The organism is Corynebacterium sp. 239_CJEI (assembly GCF_001055995.1).
GTDB lineage: Bacteria > Actinomycetota > Actinomycetes > Mycobacteriales > Mycobacteriaceae > Corynebacterium > Corynebacterium jeikeium_D.
Window position 1 is genome coordinate 14735 of record NZ_JVOW01000035.1, and the last position, 12882, is coordinate 27616.

A 12882-nucleotide genomic window follows, 5' to 3' on the forward strand; every position below is an offset into this window, starting at 1 on the left:
AACCGCTAGTTGCGGTCAATATCGCGGTGGACGACGTTGACGTTGATCCCGGAAACTCCCTCGAGCTTCTTAGCCAGCGCCTCCGACATGGCCACACTTCGGTGATGGCCTCCGGTGCATCCCACAGCGATAGTCATAAAACCCTTGCCCTCACGGCGGTACCCGGGCAAAACCAATTCAATCAAGTTTGTGACGTTGTCCAAAAACCCCTGAGACTCAGGTTGGGACAGCACGTAGTCGGCCACGGCTTTGTTGGTACCGCGGCCCGCACGCAGCTCAGGTACCCAATAGGGATTGGGGAGAAAACGGACGTCGAAAAGCATGTCGGCATCGCGCGGTGCACCGTGCTTAAACCCAAAAGATTCGATGGTGATCTGCTGAATCTTACTAGCGGTATCCGACAACTGATGCTCTAACTCACGGCGCAAATCGTGCACGCTCATGTCAGAAGTATCCACTACTAAATCCGACATGCCCTTTATTGGCAGCAACATCTGACGTTCAGCGGCAATACCCTGTGAAAGCGTGCCATTTTCCTGCAGCGGATGGGTGCGGCGGACAGAGTCGTAGCGGGCGATGAGGGTGTCGTCGTTGGCATCAAAGAAGATGACATAGGGCTGGCGCCCCTCATTGCGGAGTCCGTCGAGCACCTCCCCCAAACTGCCGGCGAACGCGCGCGAGCGCACGTCGGTGACGATAGCGAGGCGCTCTACTGGAGAGTCCGCCTCAAACGACAACTCGACCATGCGCATAATTAACTCCGGTGGCAGGTTGTCTGCGACATACCAGCCCATCTCCTCCAAGACGCTGGCGGCCGTATTGCGTCCGGAACCGGACATGCCGGTAATCAACACAAGTGACTTTTCAGCCTGAGGGGAATAACCCGAAGTAATCATGCCATCACTCTAATACAATTCCGCCCAACCGCTCTCGGTTTTACTAGCGGAAGTAAACCCCCTAGCACTGTTTCAAGTGCGGTTTTAGCCACTTGTTTACCTACTTCTACGCCTACTCTCCCGGACCGACATCCGAGTTTGGCTCTGACGGCTTCTCGTCTGGATGGAGGTAATCGTAAACAGTTTTCGCGAGCATCGGCCCGAAACCAGCCACTTCTTCGATCTGCTCGACGCTGGCCTTCTTCAGCGCCGCAACGGAACCAAAGTGCTTGACCAACTCACTGCGGCGTGCTGGCCCCAGCCCCTTAATGCCATCAAGCACCGAAGAACGCATGCGTTTAGAGCGCTGCTGGCGATGATAATTAATGGCAAAGCGGTGCGCCTCATCACGAATTCGCTGAATAAGGTACATCGCCTCCGAATTGCGCGGCAGAATGAGCGGCTCATCATCGTCGGGAATCCACAGCTCTTCTAAGCGCTTGGCAATCCCCACCAACGTCACATCGGTGACCTCGAGTTCATCGAGGACCGCCTGTGCGGCTGCGACCTGCGGTGCACCACCGTCGACGATGAACAACTGTGGCGGGTAGGCAAACTTGCGGTTACTCCGCGACTGCTCATCGACGGCATCAGTCGTCTCTTCGACGAACATCTCGCTTGCATCATCGGGCATGGCGAGCTTGTCCTCGTTATGGCGCAGAAAACGACGGCGCACCACCTCAGCGATAGAACCGACGTCGTCCGAGCGACCGTCACCCGCTGCATCTTTGATTCGGTAGCGGCGGTAGTCGGACTTCTTGGGCAATCCATCCTCGAAGACCACCAACGAGGCCACCACATCGGTGCCCTGAATATGCGAGATGTCAGTGCACTCGATGCGCAGCGGCGCTTCATCCATAAATAGCGCGTCCTGGAGTTCGGAGAGAGCCTGCGATCGAGTAGTTAGATCTCCACTTCGCTTTAGCTTGTGCTGGCGTAGCGCTTCAGCTGCATTTTTCTGCACGGTCTCCATGAGCGTCCGCTTGTCACCGCGTTGTGGGACGCGAATATCTACATTGGTGCCACGAATATCGGCCAAAAATGCAGTAACCTCGTCAAGATCGTCGGGCGTGGCCTGAACGAGAATTTCGCGTGGCACAACCTGGGCGGCAGTGGTTGATTCATCGCCGTCGACATCCGCGTGCTTGGCGGCGTCGCCATAGAACTGTGTCAGGAACTGCGTTAGCAGCCCACCCAAGCTGGGGTCAGTTTCTCCCTCTCGAAACTCCGTAGTCGCGTACTCGCCGGACTTCTCCACTACCCAGCCGCGCTGACCGTAAATACGTCCCGCCCGAACATGGAAAATCTGCACGGCCGCTTCCAGTTCGTCGGTTGCTAGCGCAATAAAGTCGGCATCGGCGGCGTCGGAAAGCACGACTGACTGCCGCTCCATGACCTTGTCGATGGCAGCGAGGTTGTCGCGCAGACTAGCGGCGCGCTCGAAGTCTAACTCGCCGGCAGCTTCCTCCATTTCCTTTTTTAAGCGCCTCGTGACCGGGCCCGTATTTCCCGACATGAAGCTGGTAAAACCACGGACAATTTCGCGGTGTTCCTCGGCACTGACACGGCCGACACAAGGCGCCGAGCATTTGTCGATATAGCCGAGCAAACAGGGCCGCCCCAGGGCTTGCTGCCGGTTGAAGACTCCCTTTGAACAGGTGCGGGCTGGGAAAACTCGTGTAAGCAAGTCGAGCGTTTCTCGGATAGCCCACGCGTGTGAATAAGGCCCGAAATAACGCACGCCCTTCCGGCGCGGTCCTCGGTAGAGAAAGAGCCGCGGGTACAGCTCTCCAACGCTGACGGCCAACATCGGATACGACTTGTCGTCGCGGTACATCACGTTGAACCGCGGATTAAAGCGCTTGATCCAGGTGTACTCCAACTGCAGCGCTTCGACTTCATTGTGGACGACAGTCCACGTCACCTTCGAAGCGGACTGCACCATCTGGCGGGTGCGGGGATGAAGCCGAGTTAAGTCCTGGAAATAGTTAGACAAACGCGCACGGAGATTCTTCGCCTTGCCGACGTAGAGAACGCGCCCGGTTGAATCGAGAAAACGGTACACCCCCGGCTCCGTGGGAATGGTGCCGGGGGCGGGACGGTACTGAGAAGGGTCAGTCACTTACGGTGTCCTTAAAACGTGTCCTTGGGTTAGTCCTCCGGCATGAACTCGTCTTCAAGTTCACGGAACCGGCGGATGTCTTCCACGACGCGGCTGCCGTCGGCCGACTGGATCGCGAGCATCGGCACAAACTCAAAGTCAGGCAGCTCCAAGCGAGCCCAGCGGGACTTCTTTGGAAAACTCAGGCCGTAGATATCGACCCACGGGTAAAACTTCGCATTGAGTAGATTGCGGACTTCCACACCCCTGGCATTTACGCGAACGCGCGCCCGAGTCAGCAGCAGGATTACCCCGGCGATGATCAAACCAATCATTGGGAAAGCCAGCTGGTCGATAGCGGTCACCGAAGCTCCGGTGTTACCAAAGTCCACCACGATACCCATGAAGATATGGATAGCGAAAACCACAACTGCAGCGATAATCGCCCACAGACGCAGCTTTTGCGAGGTGATTTCCAACAGCCATTTGTCTTCGCTACCGGTGTCGACGGCAGTCGAATTGCTGTGGCGTTCGGAGTTACCCATTCTTACTCAGCTCCACCTTCACGAAGGGACTTCAACACTGCGACGGTGTGCAGCGCTGCGGCCATGGCCTCGCGACCTTTATTCTCCGCGGCGCCCTCACCGCCGGCACGATCAATTGCTTGCTGTTCAGTGTTGCAGGTCAACACACCATTGCCAACTGGCGTTTCACAGTCCAGTGCGATCCGCGTCAGGCCCTCAGTCACCGAGTCGCAGACATAGTCGAAGTGCGGCGTACCACCGCGGATAACGCACCCCAGCGCCACCACGGCGTCGTGAGTTCGCGCGAGCTGTTGCACCACAACCGGAATCTCCAGAGCACCGACGACAGTCACATCCGTGACTACAGCGCCGACCTCCTCGGCCTGGGACAGCGCTTCACGACGAAGCTGCCCAGTAATCTCCTCGTTCCAGTGAGAGGTGACCAGACCGACGGTCACACCAGTGGAATCGGGAACGGAAATTTCAGGAAGACCTGCGCCACTCATCTACTGTGCTCCTTCTGTCGAAATGCCGTGGGTCTCCATGTACTCATCCAACCAAGGGAGCTCATGGCCCATGCGTTCGCGCTTTGTCAACAAGTATTTCAAGTTATCCTCGTTGACCTCAACTGGCACCGGTACCCGGCGGCTCATCTCCAGTCCATAACCACCTAGGCCGGCACGCTTGGTCGGATTGTTCGTCAGCAGCGCCATAGTGGTGACTCCAAGATCCTGCAGAATCTGTGCACCAGTGCCGTACTCACGGGCATCCGACGGCAAACCGAGCGCAAGATTGGCATCAACGGTGTCAGCGCCTTCATCTTGCAGATGGTAGGCCTGCAGCTTCGGCATCAGACCAATGCCTCGGCCTTCGTGACCGCGCATGTAGAGGATGACGCCACGCCCCGCTTCGTGAACCATGCGCATGGAGTTGTGCAGCTGCTGACCGCAGTCGCAGCGGCGAGATCCCAGTGCGTCGCCAGTGAGGCATTCGGAGTGCACACGCACGAGGACGTCCTGACCATCGTTGGAAGACACATCCCCCACAACGAGAGCGACATGCTCAACACCGTCGATAAGGCTCCGGTACCCAATGGCACGGAACTCGCCGTAGTCGGTCGGCAGCTTGGTTTCGACAACGCGTTCAATCAAGTGCTCGTTGTGGCGACGGTATTCGATCAGCTGCTCAATGGAGATCAGCGCTAAATCGTGCTTGTCGCAGAAGCGACGCAGTTCCTCCGCGCGCGCCATACCGGTCGGGTCTTCCTCGGAGACAACCTCACACAGCACGCCGGCAGGACGGAGCCCTGCCAGGCGGGCGAGATCGACCGCAGCCTCGGTGTGGCCGGCACGGACGAGGACGCCACCATCGCGAGCTCGCAACGGGACCACGTGTCCTGGCCGGGTGAAATCGTGCGGGCTCGACGTGGGGTCAGCGAGAGTACGAATGGTGTTCGCACGATCTGTGGCGGAAATACCGGTCGTACCGGTGTTGGCATCCACGGTCACTGTGTATGCGGTACCGCGGGCATCCTCATTCTCTGACACCATCGGTGGCAGATTCAGACGCTCGCAGTCCTCGGCGGTCAGCGGCGCGCAGATGTAACCAGAGGAATAGCGAACCATAAAGGCAACAAGTTCAGGCGTTGCCTTCTCGGCGGCGAAGATGATGTCGCCCTCGTTCTCACGATCTTCATCGTCGACGACGACCACGGCCTTACCGGCTGCGATGTCCGCAATGGCCCGCTCTACAGAATCGAACTTAATCACAGTCTTGTAGCTTATCTTTCCAACATTTTCTCGACGTACTTGGCTAGCACATCGACTTCCAAATTGACCTTGGTGCCTACCGCGGTCGAACCAATAACGGAGTCCGTCAGCGTCGTCGGTATCAGGCTGACTTCAAAGAACCCCTCGCCTACTGCAGAGACGGTCAACGAAGTACCATCCACGGCAATTGAGCCCTTTTCCACGACATACTTGGAGAGATGCTCCGGCAGCGAAATCCGCACTACTTCCCAGCGCTCCCCTGGCGTGCGCGAAATAACCTCGCCGGTGCCATCGACATGTCCCTGCACGATATGGCCGCCAAGGCGTTGACCGACTGCGGTTGCACGTTCGAGGTTGACCTTGGAGCCGACCTCAACTTGGCCGAGGCTCGACCTAACCAGAGTCTCTTGCATGAGATCAGCGGTAAAGAAATCATCGCCAAACTCCACGACGGTCAAACAAACGCCATTGACAGCAATGGAATCACCGTGGTGCACGTCGTCAAGCACGGTGGTCGCGCGAATGGTCAGAGTAATGGAATCGGCTTCGCGGTGGATTTCGCGAATTTCGCCGAGTTCCTCAACAATTCCCGTAAACATAGTGGTCAGGAAAATCCTTTACCGTTTGTTATAAATTGAAAGATTTTTACAAAATTAACTCTAGCCGGTCTACCCGCGATCTTTGCCACTGCGGAGAGCCGTAATCAAAATGTCATCTCCCAGAGTCTCGACCGCGACGGTACGAAAGCGCGAGATGTCAGTGATGGTGGTCTCATGGTTGGCCGATGTCACCGGCAGACCAGCTCCGAGAAACGCCGGGGCAATGTAAGACTCAATCGCGTCGACAGCATCGGCTTCTAAGAAAGCGCTGGCGAGCCGTGGGCCGCCTTCTACCAGCACGTCAATAAGTCCCATATCCGCCATTGTCTCCAGCGCCACTTCCACATCGTGAGTGCGAATGTGGCGGAAGTTATCGCCGCGGATATTCGCATCGGCGGCGACCTCCGAGGTGCCGATCGCGATGCGCAGGGGTTGCGTTGACAGCTCCTCGCCGTCTGGTGTGCGCGCGGTCAATCGCGGATTGTCAGCGAGCACTGTTCCCGTTCCGACGACAATCGCTTGCCGACGTGCACGATCGATATGTACCCGTGCCCGCGCCTGCTCCCCCGTAATCCACTGCGAGGTGCGGTCGGTAGCGGCGGCGAAACCATCCAGCGTGCCCGCCGTCTTCAGCGTGATGTGTGGGCGCCGAGTGCGCTGCCAGTGTAACCATGGACGCAGATAGCCATCCGCCACACGATTGCGTTGGAACTCCTCGACCACGTCGATTCCCTTGTATCGCAACCACTCGCTGCCGCCAGCGGCCACGGGATTAGGATCGGCGACCGCAAATATGACGCGGGAAACTCCGGCTGCCGCAAGTGCCTCGGTGCACGGTGGTGTACGGCCGATATGATTGCACGGCTCTAGTGTGACCACTGCAGTACCGCCCTGAGCTCGTGCCCCCGCCATTTCTAATGCTTGTGGCTCTGCGTGTCGGCCACCTACCGGCTCAGTTCCGGCCACTCCTACCGCAATCCCTGCGGTATCGAGGATGACGCAACCAATCGGTGGATTGGGATAGGTGGTGCCCCGAACTCGCTGGCCGGCTTCTATGGCCAATGCCATAGCTTGAGCGTCAGTCAGCGGCTGTGCGGAGACGAGATCCGGAAACTGTGCCACCGTGCTTCACCGCCGTCTACTTAGTTGCAGCAGTAGTGGCCAATGCGCGCAGCTCATCGACAGCCGCCGCACGATCATCAGCGCCGAAAACGGCCGACCCTGCAACGAAGGCGTCGCAACCGGCGGCGGCAGCGGATTCGATGGTCTTGGCGGAGATACCACCGTCAATCTCGATCAGAGTATCCAGACCTTCGGCATCAATGCGCTGACGCAGCTTCTCGACCTTGGTTAGCTGATCCGGCATAAAGGACTGGCCCCCGAAACCGGGTTCGACACTCATGACCAGCACCTCGTCGAATTCGGCGAGGTGATCCAGCCACGGCTCAATTGGGGTACCCGGGCGCAGCGAGAACCCGGCCTTCACGCCCTGGGAACGAATGTGGCGTGCCAGTGCGATGGCATCGTCGACGGCTTCCACATGGAAAATAACGGAGCTCGCCCCCGCCTTAATGTAGGTGTCGACCCACTTCTCCGGGTTCTCAATCATGAGATGGACATCCAAGTACTTGTCCGTCACCGCAGCTACGGCCTCCAGCACCGGAGCGCCGAAGGACAGGTTGGGAACGAAGTGGCCATCCATGACGTCGATATGCAGCCAATCTGCATTGGCTACAGCCTCAACCTCGCGGTCGAGGCGAGCGAAGTCAGCAGCGAGAATGGACGGGGCAATAATTGGTGCGCTCATAACCTCTGAGCCTAGTCGTTCTTGCGCAAAACTGAGAAGAACATCGCATCGGTACCGTGGCGGTGTGGCCACATCTGCACAGATGGATACGGTCCGACATCAGTCATCGGCGCTACCAACTCGTGTGCATTCAGCTCCGTCACCGGCAATTCCGTCACTGCCCTATCGACAATGCCCCTGGTTTCCCGCAGATGCGGAGAACACGTGGAATAGACGATGATGCCACCCGGCCGTGCCAGACGCACAGCTTCACTGAGCAGTTCAAACTGCAGCGCAGTCAAGGAGTTCAGATCGGACGGCGACTTCCGCCAGCGCGCTTCCGGGCGACGGCGAAGCGAGCCCAAACCAGAGCACGGCGCGTCTACCAAAATGCGGTCAAAGCCTGCCTCCAGCCCGGTATCGCGACCATCCGCAACGGTTACAGTCACTGGCAGCCCGGCCGTGGCCTTCTTCACCAGTTCTGCGCGAGTCGCAGATACCTCAACAGCGTCGAGCTTCGCGCCCTCAATAGCTGCGATGCCGCCGATGAAAGCTGACTTACCACCGGGGCCGGAACACAAATCTAACCAGCGGCCGCTGTCTTCACCGGCAACGGGTGCCATGGTGACGGCACGCGCAATGAGCTGAGAACCCTCGTCCTGCACCGCAGCCAAGCCCTGTCGGACCGGCTCCAATTCTCCTGGGGCACCGGAATCCAAGCGCACGCAGTACGGCGACCACGGTCCCTCTTCACCGCCGGTGATCAGTGCCAATTCCTCAGCAGTAATCTCGCCCGGACGAGCGACCAAGTGCACCAACGGGCGCGCATCGTCGGCAGCGAGTGCCTGCTGCAGCTCACCGGCTTGTGCACCGAGTGCGCGGGCAAACTCCATCGCAATCCAGCGCGGGTGGGCATGCTTCATCGCTACGTAGCTAATCGGATCGGTCGCAGGATCCGGCGCGACCTCAGCCACCCATTCGCCTTCGGTCTTCGAGGAAACTTTCCTCAAAATGGCATTGACAAAGCCGCGCGCACCAGGTCCCGCTACCTTCGCCACCGCCCGCACCGAGGTATCGACCGCCGCGTAGGCATCGACGCGCGTACGCAGCAGCTGGTACGTGCCCAGGCGCAACACATCCATCACCGGTCCAGCAATATCGTTTAACGGGCGTGACGACGATGCCTCAATCACGGCATCCAACAGGCCTTCCGCCCGCAGTGTGCCGTACGTCAGCTCAGTTGCAAAAGCAGCATCCCGACCCTTGAGCTTGTGTGCCTTCAGCAACCTGGGCAGCAGCAGGTTCGCGTAAGCATCATTCTCGCGAACGTCGGCTAGTACCTTCAGTGCGACCTTGCGCGGTTGGTCAATGCCACCGCGATTGTCCCCACCTCTGTTGTCACGGTTACGGTTGCGGTCATTGCGGTTCTGTCCGCTGCGGTTGCCGCGCTGCCGTCCGCCACCGGTGTGGCGGGGTTTGTCGTTGCCCATTTACTCGCAGACCTTTCCGCCGGGTTGGCTACCTCGCGCCCAGTCGGACGCATCCATCATCTTCTTACCCTGTGGCTGCACCTTCACCAGCTGCACATAGCCATCGGCACAACGCACAGATACTCGGTGCTTCTCCACTACCAACTCACCCGGTGTGGCGGCTGCCGCCTCCGGAGCAGCTGCCTTTCGCACCTCGTCGACCGCGGCGCTGTCCTCGTCGGAAAGCGGGGTGAGCTCTCCGACCTTCAAACGTGCGCCGTCGAGAGTTGTCCACGCACCTGGGGCAGGCGTGAATGCACGAGCGCGGCGGTCAAGAAGATGTCGCGGCTGAGTCCAAACGATTCGGGCATCCTCCGGCCCGAACTTAGCGGCGTAACTGACATCCTGTTCTGGCTGAGCGGTCGGACGCAACGCACCGGCTTCGATGCCGTCCATGGTGGCGGCTAGAAGATCCGCGCCGGAGTATGCCAGGCGGGTCAAAAGGTCGTCGGCATTATCGGTCGGGCGAATCGCTTCGGTGACGGTACCGAAAACTGGTCCGGTATCCAGACCCTTTTCAATCCGGAAAGTACTGGCACCCGTGACTTCATCGCCGGCAGCGATAGCTGCCTGCACCGGCGCGGCACCTCGCCAAGCAGGAAGCAGTGAGAAATGCAGATTGACCCAGCCGTGCGTCGGTACATCGAGCAATTCCTCCGGCACGAGATTGCCGTAGGCGACCACCGGGATGCAGTCGGCGTTTAACTCGCGGATCTGCTGCTGGATCTCTTCATCGCGCAGGGTCGTCGGGGTGAGCACGGGAATGTCGTGTTCCAAGGCCAGAGCCTTCACCGGCGAGGGCGAAAGCGACTTACCGCGGCCACGGCGGGCATCGGGGCGAGTGAGAACAGCGACGATTTCATGACGGGAGTCTTCGAGCAACTTCTTCAGTGCAACGACAGCAGGTTCCGGGGTTCCGGCAAAAATCAGGCGCACAGTAAGTGGATTCCTTCCTGGTGGACCTAGTTGTTCTAGTTAATCTAGTGATGAAACTCGGGGCGCCACACCCAGGGGTCTAGGCGCAGGTGAGTTAACCGCGGTTGAGGAACCAGTCCTGCTCACGCAGAGAACGCATCGCGGTCTTGCGCTCGTCGCCCTCGAGACGCTTCAAAAACAGCACACCATCCAGGTGGTCGCTTTCATGCTGCACACAGCGAGCCAGCAAATCATCAGCTTCGAAGCTCACCGGTGTGCCGTGGCGATCCTGGCCAGTAACGCGCACACGTGCGTGTCGAGTCACGGGTCCATTAATACCCGGGATAGATAGGCATCCTTCGATTTCGTGGACAGTCTCGTCGCCGATGGCTTCCCATTCCGGATTGACGATGTGCCCGCGGGTGCCGTTGCAGTCGTAGACGAAAACGCGCTGCAGCACGCCGACCTGGTTTGCCGCGAGCCCGACGCCCTGTTGCTCGTCCATCGTGTCGAACATGTCATCAATCAGGTGCGACAGCGTCGCGTCGAAATCAGTGACGGTATCCGCCTTGGACAGCAACACCGGATCGCCGAAAAGACGTACCTCACGAACTGCCATGAACTTAGAGCCTCCAAGAAAACTGGTGTGAATCAAGCGATAACGCGCTCATTTTAGCAGCTAGCCGAAATTAATCGGATCGACGACAACGCGCACCGGCGTCGGGTCCTTCCTGGTCGCTCGAACGACCTGTGCTGCCTTCAACGCCGCTCCCACCGCCCGTGCTTGCCGACGGTCACAGCGCACCAACATCCGCTGAATAGGTGTACCCGGTTCCACGCCTGCTGGTGGTCTGGCGTTGCGGGGAAGGTCTACCGGCCCCAGGATTTCCGCGCCCGATGGAACCTCCAGGGACTCCATGAAGTTACGCAGGCCCTCTTCAGTCCCGTCCACCGCTGCCACGTGAAAGGCCGGAGGCAGAGTGGCGGCTGTACGGTCGGCCAATTCCCTGTTCGCAGCGCCTACCGCGTCCCATGCCAGAAGATCGGCCACAGTCGGGACTGCAGCATCCGCATCGATAACCACTGCCCCTCCTCGCTCCCGCGGTCGCGCAAGCGTGACAGCTCGAGACCAATGCGCATAGGCCTCTTCATGAGCGCGCAAGTCCTGCCGGCCGAGCATCGCCCAAGTGTCCAGCAGCATCACTGCACCGTAGCCCTCCGGCGCATAAGGCTCGGCTCCCGGCGTGGCCACCACGACCCTCGGGCCTTCGGGAATGTCGTCAACAATCCGTTCGCCAGAGGAAGCGACGACTGGGAATGGACTGAAAATACGACCAAACTCTTCCGCCGTACGTTCACTGCCGACCACGACTGGCCGAATCTTGGTGGAACCGCAGCTATGGCAACGGTGGTGGATGTCGATGCGGCCACACCACCGACAGGTCGGCGGCGCCGGATCGTCCGGGTTATCGGACGGTGGAATTCCCAGTGGACCGTTACACCAGCGACAGCGCGCAGGAGCACCACAGGAACGACACGACAATGTCGGTACATATCCCTTGCGGGGTACCTGGACCAGAATCGGAAGCTCTTCGCGCAGCGCGGCTTTTGCCCGTCGAAAAGCGATGGCAGGAAGGCGTCCCCTACTGACGTCATCCGGGTCTTCGGAAGTGTCCGTGGAGGCAATCATCTCCGGCATGGATTCAGCTAGGGCGTCGGCGCCTGCAACCAGATTGTGCGCCCAACCTGAGGAGACCAGCAGCTGCACCTCTGCTGTACGGCTATACGATGCAAAAATAAGAGCGCATCCCTCCTGCGCACTTCGCGTGACCAGCACCTCGCGAGAGTGGACGTAGGGTGCGCGGGGGTCTACGAGGTTGTCATCGCCATCATCGACAATCACTGCTAAACGCAGATTCTGCACTGGGGCGTACGCTGCCGAACGCGTGCCGACGACTATGCGCCCCTGGCCGTGCAGGATATCCAGGTACCGGCGATAGCGGGACTCGGGCCCGAGACCAGCCCCGAGAAGAGTGAGCTGACGGGCAGAAATGAGCTCGCGAAAAGCGCTCTCGAAGCGCGCCTGCATGCGTGCGTCCGGCACAATGATGAGAACACCGCCACCATCGCGGGCGACCGAAACGCTGAGCGCGGCGAGCATGGCTGCCACCTGTTCCCCTGGAACTGGCTGCCACGCTGCGCGTGCCGGGGCGCCCTTGCGGACGGAATCGACAAAGGATTCGCCGAAGACATAGTTGCCCCAAGCGGAAAGATCCGGATCCTCGGTGGCAAGCTTTCCCAATTCCTCCCACGTCGGGGGCATGTTCTCCTTGCGGGCACGTTCGGCCCGTGCATGGCGGGTTGGGATGGCGGAGCGAATGATGTTTGAGCGTGTTGCGCCGTAATACTCCGCCAGAGAATCCACCAACCGTCGAAGCTGTGGCGGATAGACAACCTCAGTGCTGATGACATCCTTGAGATAGGACAGTTTGCCGTCGTGAGTGGGCGTGGCACAGCGCTCCAGCACCAGCGCATTGACCAATTGGCCGTGGAATCGAATCCGCACCCGGCAACCGACAACCGCTTCCTCCGCTAGCGCGCGCGGAACCAGGTAATCGAAGGGGCGATCCAACTGCGGCAGCCCCAAAAGTGGAAGCACCCGCGCGACTGGCAGCTTCTCAGCTGCGGCGGCGGGTGCGAAGGGGGCGTCGGTCATAGAGTCTT

At 59.4% G+C, this 12882-nt stretch carries 12 protein-coding genes; all 12 read right to left on the minus strand.

Features of this window, described 5'->3' with window-relative positions; translation table 11 throughout:
• Nucleotides 1-5 precede the first annotated feature (5 nt).
• Nucleotides 6-896 (minus strand): RNase adapter RapZ, encoded by an 891-nt coding sequence (gene rapZ, locus ADB08_RS10385; RefSeq protein WP_005510809.1) that lies wholly within the window; start codon nt 894-896, stop codon nt 6-8.
• Nucleotides 897-1008: 112 nt separating this feature from the next.
• Complete coding sequence (gene uvrC / locus ADB08_RS10390; protein ID WP_049172952.1) at nt 1009-3057, minus strand: excinuclease ABC subunit UvrC; 2049 nt, start codon at nt 3055-3057, stop codon at nt 1009-1011.
• A gap of 29 nt (nt 3058-3086) precedes the next feature.
• The gene (locus tag ADB08_RS10395) at nt 3087-3581 is read right to left on the minus strand and encodes a PH domain-containing protein (RefSeq protein WP_016422727.1); all 495 of its coding nucleotides are present in this window, start codon (nt 3579-3581) and stop codon (nt 3087-3089) included.
• 2 nt (nt 3582-3583) lie between these two features.
• Nucleotides 3584-4066: a 6,7-dimethyl-8-ribityllumazine synthase gene (gene ribH, locus ADB08_RS10400; protein ID WP_016422726.1), complete on the minus strand. Its 483-nt coding sequence runs from the start codon at nt 4064-4066 to the stop codon at nt 3584-3586.
• Nucleotides 4067-5329 carry a bifunctional 3,4-dihydroxy-2-butanone-4-phosphate synthase/GTP cyclohydrolase II gene (locus tag ADB08_RS10405; protein WP_016422725.1) on the minus strand — a complete coding sequence of 421 codons (1263 nt, stop codon included), beginning with the start codon at nt 5327-5329 and terminating at the stop codon, nt 4067-4069.
• A gap of 11 nt (nt 5330-5340) precedes the next feature.
• Nucleotides 5341-5928, minus strand: a complete 588-nt coding sequence (locus ADB08_RS10410) for a riboflavin synthase (RefSeq protein WP_048731872.1) — start codon at nt 5926-5928, stop codon at nt 5341-5343.
• Between the two features lie 69 nt (nt 5929-5997).
• The gene (gene ribD / locus ADB08_RS10415; protein WP_016422723.1) at nt 5998-7050 is read right to left on the minus strand and encodes a bifunctional diaminohydroxyphosphoribosylaminopyrimidine deaminase/5-amino-6-(5-phosphoribosylamino)uracil reductase RibD; all 1053 of its coding nucleotides are present in this window, start codon (nt 7048-7050) and stop codon (nt 5998-6000) included.
• A gap of 16 nt (nt 7051-7066) precedes the next feature.
• Nucleotides 7067-7735: a ribulose-phosphate 3-epimerase gene (gene rpe / locus ADB08_RS10420; RefSeq protein WP_016422722.1), complete on the minus strand. Its 669-nt coding sequence runs from the start codon at nt 7733-7735 to the stop codon at nt 7067-7069.
• Nucleotides 7736-7746: 11 nt separating this feature from the next.
• Nucleotides 7747-9204, minus strand: a complete 1458-nt coding sequence (locus tag ADB08_RS10425) for an RsmB/NOP family class I SAM-dependent RNA methyltransferase (RefSeq protein WP_016422721.1) — start codon at nt 9202-9204, stop codon at nt 7747-7749.
• On the minus strand, nt 9205-10179 hold the full coding sequence (gene fmt, locus ADB08_RS10430; protein ID WP_016422720.1) for a methionyl-tRNA formyltransferase: 975 nt from the start codon (nt 10177-10179) through the stop codon (nt 9205-9207).
• 94 nt (nt 10180-10273) lie between these two features.
• Complete coding sequence (def, locus tag ADB08_RS10435) at nt 10274-10777, minus strand: peptide deformylase (protein ID WP_016422719.1); 504 nt, start codon at nt 10775-10777, stop codon at nt 10274-10276.
• A gap of 60 nt (nt 10778-10837) precedes the next feature.
• Nucleotides 10838-12874: a primosomal protein N' gene (locus ADB08_RS10440; RefSeq protein WP_016422718.1), complete on the minus strand. Its 2037-nt coding sequence runs from the start codon at nt 12872-12874 to the stop codon at nt 10838-10840.
• Between the last annotated feature and the right edge of the window lie 8 nt (nt 12875-12882).